We start from the raw sequence: 26,521 nt of genomic DNA on the forward strand, positions 1-26,521 counted from the left end.
CATGAAATCTATAGTTTTTAAATATTTGCCAGTTTTATTATTTCCAGTACTTATTTATGGATGTAGCAGCAGCGCCAAAGAAGAGTCGAATGCTCCGCTTATAATAGAGGAAAGCATCGTGCAATTGAGTCCGGAGCAAGTTAAACAGATCGATTTGAAGCTTCAGGAAGTACAGCCTCGTGAGATCAGTACGGTATTGAAGCTCAGCGGACAAATTGAAGTGCCACCTCAAAATCTGGTATCAGTGAGTGTGCCTTTAGGAGGATACCTGAAATCGACACAAATGATCCCCGGTACGCGGGTAAGAAAAGGTCAGGTTTTAGCGACTATTGAAGATCCACAGTACATCCAATTGCAACAGGATTACCTGAGTACAAAAAATAAACTGGGTTTTGCATTGAAAGAATACAACAGACAACGCGAACTTCATACTGCTAAAGCAGGTAGTGATAAAGTATTGCAACAGGCAGAAAATGAATACAGAAATTTCAGCATTGAAAGTAAAGCCTTAGCGGAAAAGTTAAGGTTGATCGGATTAAATCCAGCTAAACTTACCGAAGATAACATCAGTAGGACGGTAGGGATTTATTCGCCAATCAATGGCTATGTGAGCAAAGTGAATGTGAACATTGGTAAGTACGTATTGCCTTCAGATGTGATTTTTGAACTGGTTAATCCGGATAATATCCACTTGAATTTGACAGTGTTTGAAAAGGATCTGGCGAAGATAAAAATCGGTCAGCAGGTGATGGCCTTTAGCAATGCTAAACCAGACAAAAAACACCTCACTAAAGTGGTGTTGGTGAGTCATGCACTAAATGAAGAAAGAAGCACTGCTGTTCATTGCGACTTCGATCAATATGATCAGAAGCTCGTGCCGGGAATGTATATGAATGCAGTAGTGCAGGTGAATAATGATAAAGTAGATGCTTTGCCGGAAGATGCTTTTGTGAATTTTGAGAACAAAGATTATGTGTTTGTGAGTAATGGTAAGGACAATTTCAAAATGACAGAAGTAAAGAAAGGTGGTACTGAACAAGGCTTTACTGCCCTGCTTTCAGACCTTAAAGGAAAGAACATCGTGGTAAAAGGTGCTTATTCTTTACTCATGAAATTGAAAAATACTACCGAAGAGTAAGTCATTTGAAGAATTTCTATTTCCCCTAATAGAAGATTGAGAAACCACCAGTAATGAATTGGGCTGCTAACATGGGCCTGTTCATTGCTGGCGGTTTTCTAGTATAAGCTTAATCCGATAGGGCTTTGCTAGGGTACAGCTATGGAGCTGATCCCGGTTTTTCAGGCAGAAAGCCCTGGCCATCCTTCTCCAGATAGCAATCAAAGCCCCAGCCAATATCAGTGGTAATTAATCGCTATTGCTGATTTAATCTGCGGCCTTCCTTTTAATGCTGCTTCCCTTTTCCTGTTCCAAACATTTAAGCTGATAAGTAGTTATATTTAAGAGTGCATTTATGAATCGGTAAAAGAAACAAAGTATGAAACATTACGATGCGATTATCATTGGAGCCGGACAGGCTGGAATACCATTGGCTAAAAAGCTGGCCGAAGCCGGAAAAAAGACTGCCATTATCGAGCAAAGTATGGTTGGTGGCACTTGTATCAATAATGGCTGTACGCCAACAAAAACGATGATCGCTTCTGCCCATGCCGCACATCGGGCCAGGATGGCTGCTAAATTGGGTATCGAAATAGGGTCGCTAAAGGTCGACTTTAAAAAGATTAAGAAAAGGAAAGATGAGATCGTTGAGTCCTTTCGGAATGGGGCAGAAAAAGGCCTGAAATCAATTAAAGGTTTAGACCTTATTCATGGTAGTGCTACATTTTCGGGTTTAAAAGAATTGACGGTAAAGACAGCTGATGGGAAGGAATTGTTACTCTCCGCAGAATGGATCTTTATCAATACCGGCGCTAAACCTCGAATCCCGGAATTACCAGGCTTAACGGCAACAAATCACCTGACTTCCAGTAGTATCCTTGATTTAACTGAAATTCCTGAACATCTGGTGATTCTTGGTGGGAATTATATCGGTCTGGAATTTGGTCAGCTATTTCAGCGTTTGGGTAGCAAAGTAACTATCCTGGAGAAATCTGAGCGAATTATGGGACGCGAAGATGATGATGTCTCTTCCGAAATGACTAAAATATTGAAAGAGGAGGGTTTGGAAATTCTAACCAATACCACCATTACAGCAGTAGAGGGAAATGAAAATAAGCTGAAAATTCAGCTGAAATCTTTGGAAGAAATGAGAACTATTAAGGCAACTCATCTTTTGATCGCCGTTGGCAGAACTCCGCAGACGGCTGCTTTGAACCTAGATGTTCCAGGTATAAAAATAAATAAGAATGGATATATCCTGGTGAATGATAAACTGGAAACGAATGTGAAAGGAATTTATGCACTGGGGGATGTCAATGGTGGTCCGGCTTTTACACATATCGCTTATCATGATTATACAATTGTTTATAGGAACCTGATAGAAAAAGGAAGGCATAGCAGGAAGGATAGGCCGGTTCCATATTGCATGTTTACGGATCCTCAACTGGGTCGGGTTGGGCTTTCTGAAAAGGAAGCCAAAGCAAGAGGCCTGAATTATTTGGTGGCAAAAATACCGATGTCGCGTGTAGCCCGTGGCATTGAAACCGGTCAGACTTCAGGCTTTATGAAGGCTGTTGTAGCGCCAAAAAGTAAACAGATTTTAGGAGTTTCTATTCTTGCAGTAGAAGGCGGCGAGATTATGGCGGTACTTCAAATGGCGATGGAAGGGAAGATCACCTATGATAAGCTAATGTATGGTGTTTTTGCCCATCCAACATTTTCAGAATCTATCAATAACCTGTTTATGAGTATCGAAAAAGAATAGCCTGTGCCATGTTTAAATAAACTTTTTATGAACCTTGAAAGTAAATAGATGATTGAATTATCCGCAGTCAGTAAGCGTTTTGGAGATACACAAGCCGTAAAAGAAGTGTCTTTTACGGTATTGGAAGGAGAAACCATGGTGATCCTGGGAACCAGCGGTTGTGGGAAAACCACTACGCTCAAAATGATCAACCGCCTCATTGAACCTGATAGTGGAAATATCAACATCCTTGGCCAGTCTGCAACTGATGAGCAACCCGAAATACTGCGGCGAAAAATTGGTTATGTGATGCAAAATATAGGTCTTTTTCCTCATTATACGGTTGCGCAAAATATTGCAGTAGTGCCGAAGTTATTAAACTGGTCTGAAGAGAAAATCCAGGAAAAAACACATGAATTATTAGGGAAACTTCGATTGGCTCCCGATTGTCTGCCGCTATTTCCCCATGAATTGAGTGGTGGACAACAGCAAAGGGTAGGCCTGGCAAGAGCCTTGGTTGCTGATCCTGCAATCTTATTGATGGATGAGCCTTTTGGAGCGCTCGACAATGTAACCCGGTCAAAGATTCATGTGGAGTTTAAAGAATTAGAAGCATTAAAACGAAAAACGATTGTCATGGTAACGCATGATGTTCAGGAGGCTTTTGATCTGGCCGACAGGATTTGTTTGATGAACAAAGGAGAGGTGGTTCAGATTGGTACTGCAAAGGATTTACTATATAGACCCGCCAATGATTTTGTACGGCAGTTTCTCGATGGCGCACGTTTAACCCTGGAATTTAAATCTGTCAGCATTAAAGATCTATGGGAATTGTTGCCAGATCATTATAACGGCGATCAATATCAACAACAGGCTACGGAAAACAATGGCAGATTGCAAGCCGCAACCTTAAGTACATGGCGGGCAATGGAGTGTTTCAATTTTACCATAAATGACTATGTGACCTTCGTTTTGGAGGATAGTTCAGAACAAAGGAAAACCATTAGTTTTCCAGAATTAACTCAGGCTTTTCAGGACTATCAACAACAGTATATTCATGAATGAGCGCGAGCAAACCTTATGGAATTTCATGTGGGAGCAGAAGGATAAGCTGTTCAATCAGACTTTACAGCATCTCGGACTTACTTTTACGTCTTTATTGCTAGCCATTGCTATCGGCCTTCCCCTTGGGATGTTTATCGCCAGAAATCGTAAATGGGCGGCAGGAGTATTGGGTTTTGCCGGGGTACTGCAAACCATTCCAAGTATCGCTCTTCTGGGTTTTATGATTCCAATACTTGGAATTGGTGCGAAACCAGCAATCGTAGCGCTCCTGGTATATGCTTTATTGCCCATTATCCGAAATACTTTTACAGGAATAACAGGCATTGACAGAGATGTTATTGAAGCAGCAAATGCTTTGGGAATGAATAAAAAACAAGTCCTTTTCCGCGTAGAATTGCCTTTGGCCATGCCAGTGATCCTTGCCGGTATCAGAACGGCTGCAGTGATTAATGTAGGTGTAGCCACACTCGCTTCCTTTATCGCCGCTGGCGGATTAGGGGAGTTTATTTTTGGAGGCATTTCGCTAAACAATAGCAATATGATCCTTGCAGGTGCAATTCCAGCGGCTTTATTGGCAATCGGTTTAGATTTCCTATTGTCTAAACTTCAGCAATTGGATTTTATTAAGCTTAAAAAACTGGGCTATGTGGCTATTATACTAAGTCTTTGTTTACTGAGTTATGAATTCTGGCCAACTGTGGCAAGGGCGGATACCAAGCTTACCGCCGGATTTACTCCTGAATTTATGGGCCGACAAGACGGGAACCTTGGACTGAAATCGGTGTATGGATTAAAGATCCCGACTCGGGTAATTAGCGATGCGGTGATGTATAAAGCGGCTTATGAAAAAGAACTGGATGTCATCAGCGGATACTCTACTGATGGCAGGTTAAAGGCCTTCGATCTGATTGTTCTGAAAGATGATAAGGGAATATTTCCTCCATATGATGCTGTACCGGTGGTCCGCGAACAGAGTTTGAAAAAGTTTCCGCAATTGGAAGCGGTATTGAATCAGCTTGCCGGAAAAATCAATGATTCTACGATGGTTGCGCTTAATTACCGCACAGATTACCTGAAGCAGAGTCCGGAACGCGTGGCTAAAGATTTCTTAATGTCTGCCGGACTGTATAAAAATCCTAGGAATGGAAATGGGGAAATCGTCCGGATTGGTTCAAAAATCTTTGGCGAACAATATATTCTTGCCCAGATCTATCGGATGTTGATAGAAGGAAATACCAATTATCAGGTGGCTACAAAATCCGGCCTGGGTGGGACTAAAATTTGCTTTGATGCGCTGGTCAATGATCAGATTGATTTTTACCCGGAATATACGGGGACCGGTTTACTGGTGTTGCTAAATCCAGATCAGACATTACTGAAAAGTATTAGCCAGGATAAAGAAAAAGTATATGATTATGTGAGCAAAATGTTTCAACAGCAATACCAGTTGAAGTGGCTTACTCCTATAGGGTTTAACAATTCTTATGCCTTGATGATGAGGAGAAAACAATCGAAAGCACTAGGTGTTACTACCATTACAGAACTTAAAAACTACTTAGATACGAATTGATGACACTAGCGGAAAAGTACCTGCAGATAAGAAAACATTCTGAACAGATTTGCGAACCCCTGGAGGTTGAAGATTATGTGGTACAACCTATCGTAGATGTGAGTCCACCTAAATGGCACCTGGGCCATACCACCTGGTTTTTTGAAACCTTTATTCTGGAAGCCTTTATGCCCGGTTATCAGGTTTACAATGCTGCATATAACTATGTTTTTAACAGTTATTATGAGACGATAGGAAACAGGGTGATCCGTACAGATCGGGGGAATTTGAGTAGGCCGGGAGTGAAAGAGATTTATGAATATCGCGCATATGTAGATGCTGCAATGCTGCGCTTCCTGGAAAGTCCGCTCAGCCAAAATACTGAAGAATTGCTGTTGCTCGGTTTTAACCATGAGCAGCAACATCAGGAGCTTTTGCTGACGGACATCAAATATATACTGGGACACAATCCACTCTTTCCTGCTTACCACAAGACAGTTGTAGGGCATTCTCCAAATCCAATAGGAAATAGAGAAATGATCAGTATTGCTGCAGGAGTATACGAGATTGGTTATAATGGAACAGATTTCTGTTTCGACAATGAGCTAGGTCGGCATAAGGTATACTTACCTGAATTTTCGATTAGCTCCAATCTCCTCAGCAATGCTGAATATCTGGAATTTATCAATGACGGTGGCTATCAGAATTTTGTTTACTGGCATTCGGAAGGTTGGGACTGGCTAAAGAACAATCAAATCAGCGCGCCAATGTATTGGCATTTGGTAGATGGGCAATGGCATACCTATACGCTTGCAGGGTTTCAGCCACTCGATCTTAATGAACCGCTAACACATGTGAGCTATTATGAAGCCTATGCTTTTGCCAGTTGGGCCAAGCGCAGACTGCCCACAGAATTTGAATGGGAGGTGGCCGCGACTACTTTTAAATGGGGACAACGGTGGGAATGGACCGAAAGTGCCTATCTGCCTTATCCGGGATTCAGTAAAGCGCCAGGAGCAATCGGAGAGTATAACGGGAAATTTATGGTCAACCAAAAAGTATTGCGGGGGGCCTCTGTGGCTACATCTGCCGCACATAGCAGGATCACTTATAGAAACTTTTTTCATCCACAATTAAGGTGGCAATTCACAGGAATTCGACTTGCCAAATAACAGAGGCTATATATATGGACAAAACTAAAATAGAAGTACAAGCAATTACGACTGCCCAATTCAGGAATGATGTTTTAACCGGATTAAATGCCAGTCCGAAATATATGCAGCCTAAATACTTTTACGACCATCAGGGCGACCTGCTTTTTCAGCAGATCATGGAAATGGAGGAATACTACCTGACCAATGCGGAGATGGAGATTTTTTCCAAACAAAGCGCTGCAATTGCCGACTTGATTACTGCTGAAAACACGCCATTCGACCTGATCGAACTTGGTGCCGGAGATGCCACTAAATCTATTCATTTGTTGAAAGAGCTGAGTCAGCGTAAACAGGAATTTACTTATTTGCCAATCGATATATCTGCCAATGTGATCGCTCATCTGGAAAGTCATTTGCCGAAAGAACTGCCAGGATTGGTTATTAAAGGACTGAATGGGGACTATTTTGAGATGCTACACCAAGGCACTGCGCTTTCCAATCGGAGGAAGGTGGTGCTTTTTATGGGCGCAAATATTGGGAATATGGAGCTGGAAGAAGCCCGCGATTTTTGTAAGGAACTGAATACTTCCTTGTCAACAGGAGACCTGTTGGTGATTGGTTTTGATTTGAAGAAAAACCCTAAACAAATATTAGCAGCCTATAATGATGCAAATGGCATTACTGCTGCCTTCAACCTCAACCTGCTTCATCGCATCAACAGGGAACTGGATGCAGATTTCGACCTGCAGAGTTTTGAACATTATGCTTCCTACGACCCGGAATCCGGTGCATGTAAAAGTTACCTCATTAGTTTGAAAGACCAGTTTGTTCGAATTGGAGGAGAAAATATTGTTCAGTTTGCGGTAAATGAACCTGTTTATATGGAGATTTCACAAAAGTATGCGCTTTCGGAAATGGAAGAAATGGCCATTTCCACCGGCTTTCATTGTACCTCCCGCTTTTTTGATGAAAACAAATACTTTGTGGACGCGGTTTGGAGAGTAGATTGATTTAATTATAAAAACAATAAGCCATGTTAAGAAATTCAAAATCATTTAGCTCATTTTCGGTCGATGACCTGGATAGAGCAAGAACGTTTTATGGAGGAATATTGGGTTTGGAATTAACAGATGATCCCATGGGGATATTGGAACTGCATGTCACAGGATCTACCCCTATAGTGATCTATCCCAAGTCCAATCATGAGCCTGCAACCTTCACTATTTTAAATTTTCCCGTCCCTAATGTGGAAGAAGCAGTAGATGTATTAATAAAAAAAGGAGTACAGTTTGAACATTATAATGAAGCAGATTTTAAAACAGATGAAAAGGGAATCTTTCGTGGAGAAGGTCCTGTAATTGCCTGGTTTAAAGATCCGGCAGGGAATATCCTTTCTATCATAGAAAATAATTAATTGTGCTTTTTTATAGCAAAAAACCGGCTTTTTAGGGCTCGACAAGGCAGTGGTAAAGAGGCTTGGAAACAGATGTTGGCACGGGCTTTGTAACTGATGTGTTACAATAAACACATCAAATTATGAAAAAAGCAATTAGAATTTTCAGTTTACTTTTAATCGCTACGACGATTATGATCGCCTGTAAGAAAGACAAAGATCCAGCTTCTACGGATTTATTTGTGGGTACCTATAAAGGTGATGTTTCTTACTCAAAAGATGGTGGCGTAATTACCAGCTCCGATGGGAAAATTACGGTAAGTAAAGTAGGAGAGACTTATAATTTCTTCTTCGGTAATAACATTCCTGATATCACAGGTGTGAAATTCGAGAAATCCGGAGACAATAGTTATGTAAGTGTTGGAAATGGGTTAACAGGTATTAAGATTGATGCCAGCACCCTTAAAATGTTAGTAAGCAAGGATGGAGCCACCTGGACTGCAAATTGCACCAGGTAAGAAATTCTGAAATATTTGATAAGCCCGCCTTAATGGTGGGCTTTTTTTTTGTACTTTTTATACCAATTACGGTAATGTAAGCACTCCATTTATCTGAAAGAGAAAGGAAAATTATATTTGCTTGCTTTTCGAAAATCAGAACATCCTGGAATAGCCATCCAAACGGTCAGACCTTGGTAGTCGCGAAAAACATTGGCATGGGGCAACTGCTACCACAGCGATGAGTCATGTCAGCGTTCAGGAAAAGGAAAATTGTTCATCCGTTAAATGCATGGCATTGGTAACGGACGAACAATATCAGAAATAAGGAATGCCGGTTATTGGCTGACCAGATTTTCTATTTTCTTTAGCAAAGATTGCATATCAAAAGGCTTAGCCAGGAAATCATCAGCCCCACTGGCTAATGCCGAAGCTTTAATCTCCCTGCTTGCAGAGATCATCAGGATAGGTAGGTTTTTTGTCTTCGGATCGGATTTAAGCTGTTTGCAAATGTCCCTTCCATCTACTCCCGATAGCCAGATATCGAGTAATAAAAGATCAGGAACAGATTCCATGGCAGTCAATACCTCGGATCCCTTTAAAGTCGATTTTATTTGATAACCCATTAATTCCAGCATCATGCTGGTCGCATCTACAATTGCGGCATCATCATCCGCTATAAATATATTTTTCATGATTGTAATTAGGAATGATTGGGCCTGATTAATGGAATGGAAAAGCAAAAAGTAGAACCTTTTCCAATCACAGAATTTACCCAGATCTTTCCGCCAAGTTGTTTAATAATTTCCGAAGAAATATAAAGTCCTAGCCCCAGGCCAGGGAAAGTGTGTTCTTTAGTGCCGCTCACGCGATAAAATTGCTCAAATACCCGGTCCATTTTATCTCTGGTTAGTCCAATTCCAAAATCCTGCACACAGAGCTGAACTTCAGTATCATGGTCTTCTGTATAGATGATGATTCGGTTTGCATCCGGAGAATATTTAATTGCATTGGTGATCAAATTGATCACTACTTGTGCAATCCTTTCCCGATCTCCCGTAACCATGCGCTGAAAAGAGAGTTGATGGTTGATTTGATGACTGCCGGAAGTGAGTTGCATATCCTCAATAATTTCCAGCATCATCTGGTTAAAATCAAAGGGGATATTGTCAAATTCGAGCCTACCGGAATTGATCTTTGTTACATCTAATAAATCTCCGATTAAACTGTTGAGCCTGTTGATCTGCCCATCCATTTTCGACATTAATAGCGCGTTTTTGGTGTCTCCGGCACGATTTAACATCATCTCCAATACCTGCGCATAGGCTTTAATACTGGTAACGGGGGTTTTTAACTCATGACTGGCGACTGCAAGGAAATTGTCCTTTTGCCTTTCCAGTTCTTTTTGATCAGTGATGTCGGTATTGGTTCCGTACCATTTAATGATTTTATCCTTTGCGTCTTTTAGTGCTAAAGCCCTGACTAGCCACCAGCGATAATTACCGTATTTGTCCATCATACGGAATTCCGTTTGGTAAGGATTACCTGTTTCCAGGCTCGATTTCCATCGCTCCAATACCATCTTTAAGTCTTCAGGATGCATCAGTTTTGTCCATGCTTTTCCAAGGGAATCCGCAATGCTGACATCGCTGCGTTCATGCCAACGTTCGTTAATATAATCCAGTAAACCATTCGGCTGTGCTGTCCAAACTACTGCTGGGACGGTATTGGCCAGGAATTCCATTTCCTTAATGGCCTGCTGCAGCTCTTCCGTTTTTTTATCTACCGCTTTTTTTGCGTTCAATTCTGCTCTTAAGTCGCGGGCGATTCCAGCAATGGCTATAGGCTTGTTGCTGAGTTCCTGGCGGATGATAAATAACTGCTTATGAATCGGAATGATTTCTCCCGTAACCTGATGTACGAGATCCAGTCTTCCTGACCATTTTCCAGCGGTATAGAGTTCCGGAATGATAGTTTTGCGTATCTCATCAGCAGAAATGGCACTGTGGTATTTGTACATGTTGGCACCATCGATATGATCAGGGTCAATGCCAATTAATTTACCGCCGGCTTCATTGATGTAAATCGTATTGCCATCAAGATCACAATAATTACAGAAATCTTCAGAGATATCTACGATGGTGGCGAGTCTTTTCAGCTCTGCTTTAGCCTTGATTTCCGGGCGTAAATCCCTTGCTGTGGCGCCTCTTCCAATAACAGTGCCTGAAAATGGATCTTTGATCAGGATGTAGTTCACCTCACAAGGGATTTCCTGTTTGCTGCTGTAGTTGCGTAAATGGATGAGGCCTTGCCAACCGTTTTCTTCTGTGATTTGCGGAATAAGCGTGTTTTGAACACGGTTTAGCTCCTCGGGACTGTAGAAGTCGGCGGCAGTCATGGTACAGATATCTGTGCCATCAGGAACCCCCAGTAGTTTTCTGCCCGATTGGTTCATGTAGATCAATCGACCTTCCATATCTGCAATAGACATATGGTCGGCATTGTGTTTGATTAAAGAGAGTAATTGCTGTTCACTTAAGCTGGAAGTCACTTCTTTTGTAATATCCATTGCGGTTCCGGAAAAGCGATAAACTTCTCCATGTTGGTTGAAATAGGCCTTTCCCTTGCAATGAACCCATCTTAATATCCCTTTTGTTTCACTGATGGTACGATAGCGTAAATCATAAGGTTGAGGTTGTTTTGGATTAATTGCGGCCTGCACGCGCTGTGCTACTTTTTGCTGGTCCTCAGGATGAATACAACTGAACACCGCCTGATAAGGAATTTCGCGATGCGTATCAAATCCGAAAATCTCCTGGCACCTTTTGTCCCAAAACACAATTTCGTTCATTGGGTTCATTTCCCATGTTCCAATCTCCGCCGATTCCAGCGCAAAGCTTAGGCGTTCTTCCGTCTCCGAAATTATTTTTTTGGCGAGCAGTAGCTCAGTTACATCAATTGCAGTATGAATAATGGCCAGGGTCTTACCCTGGTTGTCTTTGATCGCTTTGTAAGTGAAGTTGAAAAAAGAAGATTTCAGCTGCCCATCTATCACCAGATCGGCTTGTTCTTGTTCCCCCTGATAGGTGATGCCAGTATCATAAACTTGTTGTAGCAGTCCGATAAAAGGTTGAGTTTTGAGTTCTGGGATGGCTTCTCCCATTTCTTTGCCAATCACCGAATGGTCTTTCCCCCATAAGTTCAGCATTTCCTGATTTGCGGCAGTTATAATGATATTTCTACTATGGTAAATGGCTGTGGCAGTAGGGTAGGCATCAATCAGCGCGTTAAATTGTTGTAAATTGTTTTCTGAATTCATTCAGGGCTTTAAATAAGATCTCTAAGATACTTTATTTGTTGTGCTTAAATACAGCAATTTCAAGAATAGAGCAAGAGGGTAGACTATACTTACCGAGTGTACTTAACAACTTATAGGTGATTTATACTGCCGTAAACTGTCTGATTTTAACTATCAATGAGATTTTTTGAATTTGCTTTATGCTGTCCGAAGGGCGAGATGAGCGTGTTTTAACATATATTTAGCCTTGATATGCTGATATCTAAATCTAAAAATTGAGCATATCGCAATGTTGAACCTTCAAATATTGATATGAAAAAGAATTATTTTGCTGTTGCTTTACTATGTTTAAGTATGGGCTACGGATCGGTTATCGCTCAGATGAGGACCGAATTGTTACTCGAAAAGGATTGGAAATTTACCAGAGCCGATCAGGTGGATTTTACCACCGTTAAATACAATGACAGTAAATGGCAAAATGTAACTGTACCCCACGATTGGGCAATTTATGGTCCTTTTAGTCCGAATAATGACAAACAACATGTCGCAATCGCTCAAGATGGGCAGAAAGAAGCTTCTGAGCATGCCGGACGTACCGGTGGCCTCCCATTTGTTGGTGTAGGCTGGTATCGGAATAAGTTCAAAGTACCAGCTTTTAATACCGGAAAAAGAGCAAGCATCATCTTTGATGGCGCAATGAGCAATGCAACGGTGTATATAAATGGTAAAAAGGTAGGCTTCTGGCCTTATGGTTACAATACCTTTCATTTTGACATCACGGAGTTTTTGCAGCCTGGGCAGGAAAATACCCTGGCGGTAAGGTTGGAGAATTTTCCCGAATCTTCCAGATGGTATCCCGGTGCTGGATTATATCGAAATGTACATGTGGTAGTAACAGAAGCGGCACATATTCCTGTTTGGGGAACGCAGTTAACTACCCCGGTGATTAATCAGGATTTTGCTAAAGTCAATATAAAAACTAAACTGGCAGGGGCAGGTCAGATTGAAGCAAATCATTTTCAGTTGTCTACAGAAATCAAAGATGCCAGTGGTAAGGTGATTGCCAATACAAAAACAACATTAACTAAATACGATCAGGGTACTTTCAATCAGGAGTTACTGGTTTTAAAGCCAGAGCTTTGGGACACGGAGAAGCCCATTCTATATACCGCGGTTTCTAAATTATATGAAGGAAATGAATTAAGAGATGAGTATACCACAACTTTTGGAATCCGCTCTATAGAAATCATTCCTAACAAAGGCTTTTTCCTGAACGGGAAAAGAACACAGTTTAAAGGGGTTTGTTTACACCATGACCTGGGACCATTAGGTGCGGCAGTAAATGATGCGGCCATTAGAAGGCAGATACGCATCATGAAAGATATGGGGGTAAATGCCATCCGGACTTCTCATAATATGCCAGCTCCGGAATTCGTGAAGGCTTGTGATGAGATGGGAATGATGCTCATGGCAGAAACATTTGACGAATGGAAGGAACCGAAACAGAAGAACGGTTACAATAAGTTTTTTGACCAATGGGCAGAAAAAGATATGGTAAACCTGATCCATCATTATAGGAATAATCCAAGTGTAGTGATGTGGTGTATTGGAAATGAGGTTCCTGAGCAAGGAATGGTTGGTGCTGCTAAAACGGCCAAATTTCTTCAGGACATCTGTTTCCGTGAAGATCCTACCCGTTTTGTAACCCAGGGAATGGATCAGCCAGGATCGGTGATCAACAACAATTTCGCAGCAACGATGCAGGTGGCAGGCTTTAATTATCGCCCTTTTGCCTATCCGGAAGCTTATAAAAAATTACCACAACAAATTATTCTGGGTACAGAAACTGCCTCTACTATTAGCTCAAGAGGGATTTATAAGTTCCCTGTAACCAGACGCGCCATGCCAATATATGAAGACCTTCAGGTCTCTTCTTATGACGTAGAACATTGCGGCTGGTCTGACCTGCCGGAAGATAATTTTATCCAGCATGAGGACCTGCCTTATGCCATTGGTGAGTTTGTATGGACAGGTTTTGATTACCTCGGAGAGCCAACGCCTTATTATACGAATTGGCCGAGTCACAGTTCCTTGTTCGGAATTGTAGACCTCGCAGGGATTCCTAAAGACCGTTTTTACTTATATAGAAGTCATTGGAATAATGCAGCCAACACGCTTCATATTCTTCCAAACTGGAATTTCAAGGATAGGGTAGGTCAAACTACACCGGTTTTTGTCTACACCAATTACCCGACAGCCGAATTGTTTATCAATGGTAAAAGTCAGGGGAAGAAAACAAAGGATACCAGCTTTACTGTGCATAACACCGGTGATAAGAAGTCTTTAGCCGATTTTGACCGTCAGAAAAGATACCGCTTAATGTGGATGGACACGAAGTATGAACCTGGAACGGTTAAGGTGATTGCTTATGATGCCAAAGGAAATGCAATGGAAGAAAAAGAAATCCATACTGCCGGAAAACCTCACCATCTGGAGCTGAAAGCAGACCGTACATCCTTAGCTGCAAATGGTAAAGACCTTTCTTTTGTACTGGTAAGCGTAGTCGATAAGGACGGAAATCTATGCTCGGAAGATACCAGAGAAATTACCTTTAAAGCTAAGGGTGTTGGGACATTCCATGCCGTAGCAAACGGAAACAGTGCCAGTCTGGAATCTTTTCAGGCGCCTAAAATGAAAGCCTTTAGCGGACAACTGACGGCAATTGTGAAATCAGATGAAAAGCAAGGAGTGATTTATTTTGAAGCTGCTGCGAAGGGGCTAAAATCTACAGTACTGAAAATTGAAGTGAAGAAGTAAAATCATTTATTCATCTTAGAAATCGATGAAATAAAAAAAAGCTGCCTGGAATTTGTTCCAGGCAGCTTTTTTTATGCTTAGCATGTTACCATTCCTGAGTATTTTCTATGCCTAATGCTTTAGCATCAAATACTGGGTCTTTACCCGCTTTACGTTGTTGCTGGTAGTCTTTAAATGCTTTTAAGGCAGGTTTTCTTAGTAAGATGATGGCAATTACATTTAACCAGGCCATCACACCAACACCTATGTCGCCCAGTGTCCAGGCGGCTTCCGCAGTTTTAATAGATCCATAGAATGTAGCAGCAAGGATCAGGATTCTTAAAGCCCACAGTGCCCATTTTCGGCCTTTCTTGTCCAGATAGCTGAGGTTGGTTTCAGCAATGTAGTAGTAAGCCATAATGGTAGTGAAAGCAAAAAATAGTAACGATACGGCAACAAAGCCACTACCCATGGAAGGGAAATGGGAATTTACTGCGTATTGAGTGTATTCTGCACCGATTTTAGCCCCCGGTAAGTTCTCTACAAGGAACCCTCCTTCGGGATTAATGACGTTGTATTTTCCGGTAAAGAGAATCATAAAAGCCGTTGCAGTACATACGAATAGGGTATCCACGTATACCGAAAAAGCTTGTACCAAACCTTGTTTCACCGGGTGACTCACCTCTGCAGCTGCCGCCGCATGTGGTGCTGTTCCCTGACCCGCTTCATTCGAATAAATCCCACGTTTTACACCCCAGGCTACTGCCATACCAAATACACCTGCAAAAGCGGGTTCCAGTTTGAATGCTGATTTTACGATCAACATAATAACCGAAGGGATTTCCTGAATGTGTAGGAACATAATGATGATGGCCATCAGGATGTATGCGCCAGCCATAAAAGGTACCACGATCTCTGCAACTCTGCCGATCCGTTTTACACCACCAAAAATGATTAATCCAAGTAAAATAGCCACTCCTGCACCAGTATAGGCAACAGGAACCTGGAAGGCATTGTGCATGCTCAATGCAATACTATTACTTTGAACACCCGGTAAAAAAAGAGCGGTACTCATGATGGTAGCGATAGCAAATACCACGGCGTACCATTTCATGCCCAATCCTTTTTCTATATAGAAGGCAGGGCCTCCACGATATTGTCCATTGTTAACTTGTTTGTAAATCTGACCCAGAGTAGCTTCAATAAAAGCAGAAGCACTTCCTAAAAAGGCAATCAGCCACATCCAGAATACTGCACCGGGACCACCCATTGCAATAGCTGTTGCCACTCCGGCAATATTTCCTGTGCCGATACGTCCCGAAATTGCAATCGCAAATGCTTGAAAAGAGCTAACCCCTTTTGCTGAACTTTGTCCTCCAAATAGGAGCCCAACCATCTCTTTGATATATCGTAACTGCACAAATCGCGTCACAACAGAAAAATAGATGCCCGTGCCCATACACAATATAATCAGTGCGTTACTCCAGACCAGGTCGTTTATCTTGGTAATAATTTCTTCCATAAGGGCGTAAAATAGCAGAAATTATTAAAATAAAGGTGATCAAAATGAAATCCGTCGCTATTTTATTCTTTAAATACTGCCCTTTTCAAAAGATTAAGTGGTAATCGTAAGCTGCGTTCTTGATGTTTTTGTTGCCAATATTTTGCTTTTATTGGTTATTGTGAGGGTTTAAATTAATATTTAATATGTTTTACAGCCATTTTTTAGGTAAATATCAAATGGCTGTACGATAATAACTTTCTTTTTGTCTGTGTTGACAACTCGAGATTTTAAAAAAAAAGAGAGGACTTTTAAGTAAAAAAAGATGGCCCTAATCCAAATACGAACACTTGATTTAAATTCTATTCCATTGGAATTTTTCCTATCATTACAGCAAAAAATCTAATCGTTGTCAATTCGCTTCATGGGCTATGAATTGATTACGCCATGCTGTAATTTATATGATGAACATTTTTCGGATTCTTTTCTCCTTCAGCTTTTTTGTACTGAGCTTTTCACAATTTAACAGTCAGGCTCAGGTTACGGTGAAAATTGACGACAAAGTACCCCATCACATTTTCAATTACGGGGAAGTTGAATTCATGAAAGATACCTCAGGAGCATTAAAGATTCAGGAGGTGATCAAAGCAGACCATAACCATCAATTCAGAAAAAATGCGATATATACGCCAAAGATTTTCAGCCTCAACTCCACCTACTGGTTTAAGATAAAGATCAAATTTACACCTCAATCAAAGGAAAACTGGGTACTTGAGTTTTTTGATCAGACGATAGACAACATCGATTTGTACAGGGCTATTGGAGATCATAAATACCAGCATTTTAGATTTGGCGCAAAATATAAATTCGATGAACGGGAATATGCGCATAAGAACTTCCTCCTTAACCTCGATAATTCCAAAGAGCGGGAGGAGACCTTTTACGTAAGAATAAAGTCCTCGCAATCGGCAAGTGTGATCATTGTGCTTAGAAATATGCGCTGGTTTGTTCATTATGCAACGGAAGAGTATATGTTTTTCGGTCTTTTCTATGGAATGATCATCGTTTTTAGTTTTTATAACCTGCTGATGTTCATCGCCATCAGGCAAAAACAGTATTTGTACTATGTGTTGTATAACCTAAGCATTGGCTTATACGAAACCTGTGTTGATGGGATTGCATTTCAATATTTATGGCCAAATCATCCGATCTGGAATCAATATGGATATGGAGTAGCCTTGTATTTAAGCAGTTTGTTTGGCTTACTTTTTACCTTGAACTTCTTGTATTTAAAGAGTAAAGCTCCAGGGCTTTATCAGACGATCATCGCCGTTATTTTGCTAAGAACATTGTTTTTTATCGCTTGTCTGTATGACCATCATTTGTTTACCTATAAGTTAGTAGAGGTTGTGCCTTTATTGATCGCCCTGGGTTCAGGGATCTATATCTGGAAGAATGGCTTTAAACCAGCCCGGTTCTTTGTGATTGGCTATTCTTTTCTGTTATTAGGTTTCGTTATTAAAGGTTTAGTCCTCCTCAATGTCTCCTGGTTGCCTTACGGCCCAATTACCCATTACAGTCTGAGTTTCTGTTTTGTAATAGAGATGCTGCTGGTTTCTTTTGCAATTGGTGATAATATCAGGGGTTTAAGACAGAAAAAGGATAGGGCTCAAAAGAGAATGATTGAACAGCTGCAAATCAATGAGAAACTAAAAGAAACTTTAAATAAGGAACTCACATCCCTTGTTGATGAGCGTACTAAGGAAGTCAGTCAGAAGGCGGCAACGATTGAGAAGCAGAATGAAGAAATCTCCCTGATGAATGCAATGCTGGAAAAGGATAACCAGGAGCTACATGAAAACATCAAAAAGGTGAGCCGGGCAAGGGTGATGTCCCTTGATGTTGATTTCGAAGAATTCAGTAAAATCTATCCTGACAGGGAAACCTGCTTTAAATACCTTTCAGAACTCAAATGGATCGATGGCTATGGCTGTAAGAAATGTCAGAACACGCAGTATCTAGCCGGTTTCCTACCTTTTAGTCGCAGGTGTACCAAATGTGGCTATGATGAGTCTGTGATCGCACATACCATCTTTCAAAATAGTAGGATTCCTATCAATAAAGCATTTTACATGCTCTTCCTGGTTTATTCTACCAAGGGTAAAATCTCCTCTCATAAATTATCTCAATTATTGCTGATCAGACAAAGTACCTGCTGGGCCTATAACAGTAAAATGCAAAAGCTCCTGGAGGAAAGAAGTAAAGAACTTAAGAATGCAGGAGAAGCGGGCTGGAGTAAACTGATCTTTGAGTCGACCTCATTTGCCGAAAAACCAACAGCATAGCCCCATTCTCTTTAATTTTCATCCTATAAATCATCTGGGTTTTTAAGAAAATCAGTCTTAATCGTGATCTGGATGATTTTTTCTTGTATTTTTTTTAATGTTTTTTTAGCGTATCAGTGCCCGTTTTATGATCTGAGCTAATTGCGTGATAATCAACGAAAATCTGTTTTTATGATTGCGTTTGAACCGTATCATGATGTTTTGTAATATATTGTTTTACAGTTAGTTACTGTAATTTTTGCTTGTTGTTATGGTTTTGTTAACCTAGTTTTAGCAAACCATTTATAAACCAAACCAAGCTAAAATGAAAAAAAGAATTACACTTCTAATGGTGTTCTTTCTAACCAGCTATGTATTTGCCTATGCACAGGACCGTACAGTAAAAGGAGTAGTGAAGGACAAACAAGGAACGCCAATGCCTGGGGTATCCGTAAAACTTAAAAATTCTAAAACAGGGTCCTCTACAGGAACAGAGGGGCAGTATTCCATAACGGTTCCCGGGAATGCCACCTTACAGTTTTCCGCTATCGGCTATACGACAGTTGAAGTCCCGGTAAACAACCGCAATCAGATCGATGTAAGCCTGCAAGAGGAAGCTCAGGGCTTATCAGAGGTAGTGGTGATTGGCTATGGCACAACGACCAGAAAAGATGCTACAGGCGCAATTTCCAGTATCAAAGCAACGCAGCTGGAAAATGAAAACCCCCAGAGTGTGGCCGATATTCTTAAAGGTAATATTGCCGGACTTTCTGTAGGTCTAAGCACCAGTGCTAAAGGTGGTGGCGACTTACTAGTAAGAGGTAAATCTACTTTAACCGCAGGAAGTTCGCCATTGATTGTATTGGATGGGGTAATCTATAATGGACAGCTTTCAGACATTAATCCGAATGATATTGAAACAGTGGATGTATTGAAGGATGCGAGTTCATTGGCGGTGTATGGTGCTAAAGCAGCCACTGGAGTAGTGGCAATTACCACTAAAAAAGGTCGTGGAGATCAACCTACCATCACCTTTAATACGAATGTTGGGATGGCTACGCTGGCCCAAAATATGCGCCCTTATACTGGCGAAGCCTTTCTGAACTGGAGAGCAGATGTGATGAGGAGTGGAGGAGCTACGGCCCCTTATTTGTATAATGATCCAAGAAACCTTCCTGCCGGCGTAACGATGGAGCAATGGCTGAACTTGAAACCAACAGATCCTGTTCCCACAGACCTTGTGGGGGTATGGTTGGGCAGATTAGGTTTGGTGGCCAATGAAAAAGCCAATTATGCAGCTGGTAAAACGGTAGACTGGTACGATGAAATTTTCAGAACCGGACTCCGTCAGGACCATACTTTGAGTATGAGCGGGAAAAAGAATGAAATCAGTTATTATATGTCTTTGGGCTATCAGAACAATGAAAACCTGATCAAAGGTGGTGAATTCAGCACGGTCAGGGCACGTTTAAACCTCGAAGGTCAGGCCGCAAAATTCATGACCATCGGAATCAATGCCCAATATGCAGACCGTGATGAGGGGGCTATTGAAGCCAATTGGGATCAATTGATCAACCTTTCCCCTTATGGCGATATGTACAATCCAGATGGTACTTTAAGAAGGATTCCAACAGACGACAATGGTTTGAATGCCAGAAATCCGTTCCTGAACATGACCTATAACAGCAGAATGAACAAGCAAAACACCTTGTTCGCAAGTGTATATACCAGGATTAAACTGCCTTTTGGTATTACCTATCAGCTAAACTTTAGTCCGGGGGTAGACATGTACCGCACCTTTGACCACAATTCTTCAAAGAATCCAAATGTAACCACGCCAGGTGGTTCTGTAACCAGATCAAATGAAACCCGTTACAACTGGCAAATTGATCATTTGCTGAAATGGAATAAAACCATTGCAGATATACATAATTTCGATGTGACCCTCCTCGCAAATGCGGAAAAATATCAAACCTGGTGGACACAAGCGGGTAATGAAGGCTTTGTGCCGAGTGATGTTTTGGGCTACCATAACCTTTCTACAGGGATCAAGCCAGTCGTAAATTCCGAAGATAAGATCTATACCGGCGATGCTTTAATGGCCAGGTTAAATTATAGCCTAATGCAACGCTATAACCTGACGCTATCTGTTCGCAGAGACGGATATTCTGTTTTCGGGGTCAATTATAAAAGAGCAACTTTCCCTGCAGCAGCCTTCGCCTGGGTCTTTACGGAAGAGTCATTCCTGAAATCATTAACCTGGTTAGACTTCGGTAAATTGCGCGTTTCCTATGGAATCAATGGAAACAGAGACCTGAGAAATCCGGACAACAATACCGTTGATCCATATGCTGCACTAGCCATTTTGGGTAGCGATAAATACCAGACTGTAGATGGAAGTGGAACCGCCTCAACGGTAAATACGCTGGCCATCACCTCAAAAATGCAGAATGCAAACTTGCAATGGGAACAAACTAAAGCATTCAATATCGGATTGGATTTCTCGGTATTGAAAGACAGAATCACGGGCTCCGTAGATTTCTATGATAAGAAAACCAACCATTTACTCGTCAAACAAACCTTGCCAAATGTAACAGGCTATAGTTATGTGTATTCCAATGTTGCAGAGATTAGTAACAAAGGAATGGACCTTAGTTTATCCACCAGAAACATCACCGATGGCAAAATCAAATGGAATACGAATTTCAACTTCTCCTTTTCAAGGAATAAGATCGTAAGCCTGGCGTTACCTGCCGATGATCCTGGAAATGGCTGGTTTATAGGAAAAGATATTGATATCATCTGGGACTATAAAGTGCTTGGCATTTGGCAGGCAAATGAAATGGAAGAAGCCGCGAAATATACCAAAGGAGCAATTAAACCCGGTGATTTTAAGCTGGAAGATGTGAATGGCGATTATAGCTACAGTGATGCGGATAAACAATTTTTAGGCTACAGAAGCCCACGCTTTATTTTTGCGCTAAGGAATGAGTTCAATATTTTCGGAAACTTTGATTTCTCTTTCCAGTTATTGTCTAACTGGGGACAGAAAAAGGAATATAATTCCGCTAAAAATCAGCCAGGAAGTGTCGGTTTCTCCCGTCAGAACTCTTATGTGTTGCCTTACTGGACGCCGGAAAATCCAATTAACGACTATGCAAGATTGGGTTCAGGAACCAGTGGGACAAGTTTTAACGTTTTTCATGACAATTCCTTTATCCGCTTAAATTCTGTCGCATTGGCCTATACCGTTCCACAAAATTTACTAAGCAAGTTGCGTGTTAAAAATGCAAAGATATATGCCAACGTAAACAATGCCGCTGTATATACCCGCGACTGGAATTACTGGGATCCTGAAAACAATGGTCCGACACCCAGATATTATACCCTGGGCTTAAATGTTTCCTTATAAGATTTTAGCAATATGAAAAAGATAAATAAAGCAATATTCCTATTGTGTACTGCTGCTTTACTGGTAGCAGATACCGGATGTAAGAAAAGTTACCTGGATGCAAATCAGCTGTCCAGTTATTCTCCGGAAAACCTGGATAATCCGAATGCCATGCGTGCCGCGTTAAATGGTGTAGCCCTGATTCTACGTAGAGAGTACTTTGGCGATTCTGCGCCTATGTTAACAGAATCTCTTTTCTCTGATGTAGCAGTAGATGGGACGACCGATAAAAGTACTCCCGCTCAGGATTTGGTCACCCGGATTACTCCGGATGCAAATCTCAATAATGATGATTTTAATAAAGTAGGTTGGTATTGGGACAATTCCTTTACCGCGATTCGTCAGGCAAATACCATCATTAGCCGTATTGATGTGCCGAAATATGCCTCAGAAGCGGAAAAGAACGCGATTTTAGGTTCAGCCTACTTCTTCCGTGCTTATTACTATTATAGATTGGTACACCAGTTTGGTGATGTGCCTTTGTTGTTGAATGATCTTGATGCCCCACGCGCGGACTTCTACTCCACAAAAAGAGAAGTGATCCTGGCTAAGATGAAAACCGACCTGGAGTTTGCGCAAACCTGGGTAACAGATAATGTGAATAAAGGAGAGGTGACCAAGGGTGCCGTTAGTCATTTACTGACGAAAGTGAACCTTGCCCTGGGTAAATTTGATGATGCAATTGCTGCTGCAACGAATGTAATTGGCGGAGGTAAATATGGCATGATGACCACCAGATTTGGTAGCACCGCCGCTGATGCAACTAAAAATGTGGTATGGGATTTACATAGAATGGACAACAAGGCCATCTCCACCAATAAAGAAGCTTTGTTCTTAGTGATCGATAGGGAAGCATTTCAGGGTTTCACACCAAATGGATCACAATTAATGCGGAATACGGTACCCGCCTGGCATTTTGCAAACCTGCGTTCCCCATCGGGATCAGGAATACAAGCGATCACAGATGCAGTAACCGCCGAAATCCCACTAACTAAGATGTATGGTCGTGGAATTGGCAGGTATCGCGGTACCCCATACAGCACAAAATACATCTGGACAGACCAAACCGATTATAGGCATGCAAAGGGGATGTGGATGGATATGACCGACCTGGTGTATAACAATCCGGCATTGAAAACATCAAAACTCCAGGCTGATAAAGATCTATATGGAAAACCTTTACAGCAGTATACAGATGCGAATATTGCAACGGTTTTTCAGAATGGAGCCTTAGATACCATTCGTCATTGGTTTGGATGGCCGCATTACAAGGTGTTCATTAACTCTACAAATGCCCTGGCCAACGATCCATATTGGTCGCCACCACGTGGTACCAATACCGATTGGTATGTGTTTAGATTGGCAGAGACTTATTTGTTAAGAGCAGAAGCCTATTATTGGAAAGGCGATCTTGGCCTGGCCATGAACGATATCAATGTGGTTAGGGCAAGAGCAAATGCGCCACTATTAACGGATATCAGCAAAATCAACATAGGCACTATTCTCGATGAGCGGGCCAGGGAATTATTCTGGGAAGAGCCAAGAAAGACGGAGCTGACCAGAATTTCCTACATTTTTGCAATGACAGGCAAGCCAGCTTATAATGGAAAAACGTATAACCTGACCGCTTTTTCTGATCAGAATTTCTTCTATGACCGGATTATGGAGAAAAATGATTTCTACAAGAATAATGTGAGAACCCTTCAAGGGGTGAATTACAGGATTGCAGCTTACCATGTATTATGGCCGGTTCCAGCAAGTGCCCAAAGGTTCAATACCCAAGGTCACATCAACCAAAATAAAGGGTATAGTGGATATGAATCCAATGTGCCTGCACTCGATCAATAGTATTTAAAATGACCAGGCAAGGCTTTCGCCTGGTCATTCTTTTCACCGATTTTTAATAGATTAAATATTGCCCATGACTTTTCTAAAGCCTTTATGCCTTTTATTGCTACTCGTTTTTTTTGCTGATCCTTCTTTTTCTAAAGACATAAATAGTAAGCCCGGTCGACAGTACATCGGTTTTAATGACCAATGGAGTTTCAGTAAAACCGCAGATAACTGGGAGAAAATTACATTACCACACACCTGGAATGCAAAAGATGTAATGGACGATACACCCGGTTATTATCGTGGAACGGGATGGTATCAAAGGGTACTGAAAACCAATGTCTCGATGAAGGGTAAAGTCCTTTCTCTTTATTTTGATGGGGTTAACCAGGAAGCCGAGGTGTATGTAAATGGTCAGCTGGCAGGTAAACATGCCGGTGGCTATACCAGATTCATCGTTCCGATCACCAGATTTTTGAAATTTAGTGCTAATTTTAAGAATGAAATAAAGGTAAAAGTGACAAACCGTTTCAATGAAGATATTGCTCCGCTAACTGCGGATTTTACTTTTTTTGGTGGTATTTATAGAAAGGTAGGTTTATTGCTAACCGATCCTGTTCATTTTTATAATGGAGATTATGGCGCCGATGGTGTCTATATCAGTACACCTCAGGTATCTGCCAAAAGTGCCAGAGTAGTTGTAAATAGTGTTTTGAAGAATACTGCTGATCAAAGTCGCAAGCTAAAATTGAACACGGCGCTTTATAACAAGGAGGGGCGATTAGTAGCTAAACAGTCAATGGTTGTCAGCTTAAAAGGAGGGGAGCAAAAGACGATGCTGATGGAACTCCCAAAGATTGATAAACCGGAATTATGGTCGCCAGATTCGCCCGTTTTATATCGCGTGGTTTCCAGTATCCTAGATGCCCACGATTCAAAGGTTCTTGATGAAGTTTCTAATGCCATTGGTTTTAGGTGGTTTAAATTTGATGCAGAAAAAGGCTTTTTCTTAAATGGCACGCCACTTAAACTCATGGGCGCTAGTCGCCATCAGGATTATGAAGGATTGGGAAATGCGGTGCCAGATGCTTTGCAAATCAGGGATGTCGAGTTGTTGAAAGCAATGGGAGGTAACTTTTTGAGGGTCGCCCATTATCCCCAGGATCCGGTAATTCTGGAAACCTGCGACCGATTAGGCATCCTGGCTTCAGTAGAAATCCCAATCGTAAATGCGATTACTGAAACTGAGGCTTTTACCGAAAACAGCAAGCAGATGCAGCGGGAAATGATTCGACAAAATTTTAACCATCCCAGTGTGGTGATGTGGGCCTATATGAATGAAGTATTGTTGCGACCAAAATTTGGGGAGGATAAAGCCCGACAAGACTTGTATTTTAAACATATCCGTGAACTGGCCGAAAGTCTGGAAGAATTGACGCGTAAAGAAGACAGTTCCAGATATACCATGATGGCATTACATGGGGATTTCGAACGTTACCATAAAGTAGGCCTGACGAAAATCCCTATGGTGATTGGTTGGAATTTATACCAGGGTTGGTATGGCGGATCATTGGATGGTTTTGCTCAGTTTCTGGATAAGCACCATCGGGAACTTCCGGATAAGCCACTGCTGATTACTGAATTTGGCGCCGATGCCGATCCAAGGATCAGGTCTTTTAAGCCTGTACGATTCGACAAAAGTGTAGAGTATGCCATTAAATTTAGTCAGGTGTATTTAAATGAAATGTTGAGCCGTCCTTTTGTAAACGGTGGAATGGTTTGGAACCTTGCGGATTTTAGTTCTGAAACCAGAGAAGAGACAATGCCACACATCAACAACAAAGGTTTGTTGACTCTGGGCCGTCAACCAAAGGATACTTATTACTTGTATCAGGCCTATTTGTTAAAACAACCTTTTCTTAGTATCGCCTCTAAAAACTGGAAAGAAAGAACAGGTATTGCAGCAGCGCCAGCTCAATCCTTTGCAGTTCAAGCCGTCCAGGTGGCCACAAATCTGAACAATGCGGAGTTGTTTTTAAATGGAAAGAGCCTGGGTGTTAAAAATGCTGTAGATCGTATTTGTACCTGGGAGGTTCCTTTTGTTGCAGGAACAAACGAGTTAAAAGTGATTAATGCAGCGCATCCCGGACTTAGTGATCAGGCAAGTATCGAATTTACCCTCATGCCTTACCTTTTCTCGGAAAGCAACAACTTTAGCTCCTTAAATGTGTTGCTGGGCTCGGAGCGTTATTTTATGGAGGAGGCAAACCATACTTTATGGTCGCCGGATCAGCCTTATCGCAAAGGATCATGGGGCTATATTGGAGGAACAGTCTTTAAGCCTGAAAACAATCGCATCAGTTATGGCTCCGACAAAAATATCCTCGGTACAGATCTGGATCCTATTTATCAAAGCCAGCGACTAGGATTGTCTGCCTATAAAATGGACGTTCCAGATGGATATTATGAGTTAAGCCTATATTTCTCAGAACTCATTGGAGGAGCGCAAAAGGACGCCTTGGCTTATAATCTGGATAATTATGTCGCTAAGGAAATCGCAGAGCAACGCATTTTTAACCTGAATGTTAACGGTAATACTTTTCTTGAAGATTTTAATATTGTCGAAGAATATGGCTACACGAGCGCAGCTCAAAAGACGATAAGACTGGAGGTGGTTGATGGAAAAGGGATTACCCTGGATTTCATTCTGGTTAAAGGAAAACCGGTTTTAAATGCGCTATCACTAAGAAAGCTATATTAAAAACCAAATAAAACCATACCTTATCCAGGTAATTGATG

16 protein-coding genes are annotated in these 26,521 nt (G+C 41.5%); 13 read left to right on the plus strand and 3 right to left on the minus strand.

What is annotated here, in order from left to right; genetic code table 11:
* The first annotated feature begins 1 nt into the window (after position 1).
* From R2S10_RS01325 to R2S10_RS01360, 8 genes are all read left to right on the plus strand, one after another.
* Entirely contained in the window at positions 2 to 1,138 is a 1,137-nt protein-coding gene (locus R2S10_RS01325; RefSeq protein WP_316838626.1) for an efflux RND transporter periplasmic adaptor subunit, read from the plus strand.
* 358 nt (positions 1,139 to 1,496) lie between these two features.
* Entirely contained in the window at positions 1,497 to 2,882 is a 1,386-nt protein-coding gene (gene lpdA / locus R2S10_RS01330) for a dihydrolipoyl dehydrogenase (RefSeq protein WP_316838627.1), read from the plus strand.
* Positions 2,883 to 2,930: 48 nt separating this feature from the next.
* Positions 2,931 to 3,926, plus strand: coding sequence for an ABC transporter ATP-binding protein (locus R2S10_RS01335; protein ID WP_316838628.1), 996 nt, complete (start codon positions 2,931 to 2,933; stop codon positions 3,924 to 3,926).
* Entirely contained in the window at positions 3,919 to 5,496 is a 1,578-nt protein-coding gene (locus R2S10_RS01340) for an ABC transporter permease/substrate-binding protein (RefSeq protein ID WP_316838629.1), read from the plus strand. Before R2S10_RS01335 ends, R2S10_RS01340 begins: the two co-directional genes overlap by 8 nt.
* The gene (gene egtB / locus R2S10_RS01345) at positions 5,496 to 6,647 is read left to right on the plus strand and encodes an ergothioneine biosynthesis protein EgtB (protein ID WP_316838630.1); all 1,152 of its coding nucleotides are present in this window, start codon (positions 5,496 to 5,498) and stop codon (positions 6,645 to 6,647) included. Before R2S10_RS01340 ends, egtB begins: the two co-directional genes overlap by 1 nt.
* A gap of 14 nt (positions 6,648 to 6,661) precedes the next feature.
* On the plus strand, positions 6,662 to 7,639 hold the full coding sequence (gene egtD, locus R2S10_RS01350; protein WP_316838631.1) for an L-histidine N(alpha)-methyltransferase: 978 nt from the start codon (positions 6,662 to 6,664) through the stop codon (positions 7,637 to 7,639).
* A 23-nt stretch (positions 7,640 to 7,662) separates the two neighbouring features.
* A complete protein-coding gene (locus R2S10_RS01355; RefSeq protein WP_316838632.1) occupies positions 7,663 to 8,043 on the plus strand; it encodes a VOC family protein in 381 nt (126 codons plus the stop codon).
* Between the two features lie 122 nt (positions 8,044 to 8,165).
* A complete protein-coding gene (locus R2S10_RS01360) occupies positions 8,166 to 8,540 on the plus strand; it encodes a hypothetical protein (RefSeq protein WP_316838633.1) in 375 nt (124 codons plus the stop codon).
* Between the two features lie 317 nt (positions 8,541 to 8,857).
* On the opposite strand, the gene R2S10_RS01365 is transcribed toward R2S10_RS01360, so the two are convergent.
* Both R2S10_RS01365 and R2S10_RS01370 read right to left on the minus strand, forming a co-directional pair.
* Complete coding sequence (locus R2S10_RS01365; protein WP_316838634.1) at positions 8,858 to 9,214, minus strand: PleD family two-component system response regulator; 357 nt, start codon at positions 9,212 to 9,214, stop codon at positions 8,858 to 8,860.
* 8 nt (positions 9,215 to 9,222) lie between these two features.
* Positions 9,223 to 11,838, minus strand: a complete 2,616-nt coding sequence (locus R2S10_RS01370; RefSeq protein ID WP_316838635.1) for a PAS domain S-box protein — start codon at positions 11,836 to 11,838, stop codon at positions 9,223 to 9,225.
* 291 nt (positions 11,839 to 12,129) lie between these two features.
* Between R2S10_RS01370 and R2S10_RS01375 the strand changes: the two genes are divergently transcribed.
* Positions 12,130 to 14,634, plus strand: a complete 2,505-nt coding sequence (locus tag R2S10_RS01375; protein ID WP_316838636.1) for a glycoside hydrolase family 2 TIM barrel-domain containing protein — start codon at positions 12,130 to 12,132, stop codon at positions 14,632 to 14,634.
* A gap of 85 nt (positions 14,635 to 14,719) precedes the next feature.
* Here the strand turns inward: R2S10_RS01375 and R2S10_RS01380 are convergent, their stop codons facing one another.
* The gene (locus tag R2S10_RS01380) at positions 14,720 to 16,135 is read right to left on the minus strand and encodes an alanine/glycine:cation symporter family protein (RefSeq protein ID WP_316838637.1); all 1,416 of its coding nucleotides are present in this window, start codon (positions 16,133 to 16,135) and stop codon (positions 14,720 to 14,722) included.
* A gap of 440 nt (positions 16,136 to 16,575) precedes the next feature.
* Here R2S10_RS01380 and R2S10_RS01385 point away from each other — a divergent pair, with 440 nt between their 5' ends.
* The 4 genes from R2S10_RS01385 (at position 16,576) to R2S10_RS01400 (ending at position 26,483) form a co-directional block, all read left to right on the plus strand.
* The gene (locus tag R2S10_RS01385) at positions 16,576 to 18,459 is read left to right on the plus strand and encodes a 7TM diverse intracellular signaling domain-containing protein (RefSeq protein WP_316838638.1); all 1,884 of its coding nucleotides are present in this window, start codon (positions 16,576 to 16,578) and stop codon (positions 18,457 to 18,459) included.
* 304 nt (positions 18,460 to 18,763) lie between these two features.
* Positions 18,764 to 21,850, plus strand: a complete 3,087-nt coding sequence (locus R2S10_RS01390; RefSeq protein ID WP_316838639.1) for a SusC/RagA family TonB-linked outer membrane protein — start codon at positions 18,764 to 18,766, stop codon at positions 21,848 to 21,850.
* A gap of 12 nt (positions 21,851 to 21,862) precedes the next feature.
* A complete protein-coding gene (locus tag R2S10_RS01395; RefSeq protein ID WP_316838640.1) occupies positions 21,863 to 23,737 on the plus strand; it encodes a RagB/SusD family nutrient uptake outer membrane protein in 1,875 nt (624 codons plus the stop codon).
* A gap of 73 nt (positions 23,738 to 23,810) precedes the next feature.
* Positions 23,811 to 26,483, plus strand: coding sequence for a glycoside hydrolase family 2 TIM barrel-domain containing protein (locus tag R2S10_RS01400; RefSeq protein ID WP_316838641.1), 2,673 nt, complete (start codon positions 23,811 to 23,813; stop codon positions 26,481 to 26,483).
* Positions 26,484 to 26,521 lie beyond the last annotated feature (38 nt).

The sequence above is a fragment of the Pedobacter gandavensis genome (genome assembly GCF_032678745.1).
Taxonomy (GTDB): Bacteria; Bacteroidota; Bacteroidia; order Sphingobacteriales; family Sphingobacteriaceae; genus Pedobacter; species Pedobacter gandavensis_C.

Bases quoted from the DNA above. Each gene is read 5' to 3' on its own strand.
- R2S10_RS01325 (WP_316838626.1), top strand. From the start codon at position 2: ATGAAATCTATAGTTTTTAAATATTTGCCAGTTTTATTATTTCCAGTA.
- lpdA (WP_316838627.1), top strand. From the start codon at position 1,497: ATGAAACATTACGATGCGATTATCATTGGAGCCGGACAGGCTGGAATA.
- R2S10_RS01335 (WP_316838628.1), top strand. From the start codon at position 2,931: ATGATTGAATTATCCGCAGTCAGTAAGCGTTTTGGAGATACACAAGCC.
- R2S10_RS01340 (WP_316838629.1), top strand. From the start codon at position 3,919: ATGAATGAGCGCGAGCAAACCTTATGGAATTTCATGTGGGAGCAGAAG.
- egtB (WP_316838630.1), top strand. From the start codon at position 5,496: ATGACACTAGCGGAAAAGTACCTGCAGATAAGAAAACATTCTGAACAG.
- egtD (WP_316838631.1), top strand. From the start codon at position 6,662: ATGGACAAAACTAAAATAGAAGTACAAGCAATTACGACTGCCCAATTC.
- R2S10_RS01355 (WP_316838632.1), top strand. From the start codon at position 7,663: ATGTTAAGAAATTCAAAATCATTTAGCTCATTTTCGGTCGATGACCTG.
- R2S10_RS01360 (WP_316838633.1), top strand. From the start codon at position 8,166: ATGAAAAAAGCAATTAGAATTTTCAGTTTACTTTTAATCGCTACGACG.
- R2S10_RS01365 (WP_316838634.1), bottom strand. From the start codon at position 9,214: ATGAAAAATATATTTATAGCGGATGATGATGCCGCAATTGTAGATGCG.
- R2S10_RS01370 (WP_316838635.1), bottom strand. From the start codon at position 11,838: ATGAATTCAGAAAACAATTTACAACAATTTAACGCGCTGATTGATGCC.
- R2S10_RS01375 (WP_316838636.1), top strand. From the start codon at position 12,130: ATGAAAAAGAATTATTTTGCTGTTGCTTTACTATGTTTAAGTATGGGC.
- R2S10_RS01380 (WP_316838637.1), bottom strand. From the start codon at position 16,135: ATGGAAGAAATTATTACCAAGATAAACGACCTGGTCTGGAGTAACGCA.
- R2S10_RS01385 (WP_316838638.1), top strand. From the start codon at position 16,576: ATGATGAACATTTTTCGGATTCTTTTCTCCTTCAGCTTTTTTGTACTG.
- R2S10_RS01390 (WP_316838639.1), top strand. From the start codon at position 18,764: ATGAAAAAAAGAATTACACTTCTAATGGTGTTCTTTCTAACCAGCTAT.
- R2S10_RS01395 (WP_316838640.1), top strand. From the start codon at position 21,863: ATGAAAAAGATAAATAAAGCAATATTCCTATTGTGTACTGCTGCTTTA.
- R2S10_RS01400 (WP_316838641.1), top strand. From the start codon at position 23,811: ATGACTTTTCTAAAGCCTTTATGCCTTTTATTGCTACTCGTTTTTTTT.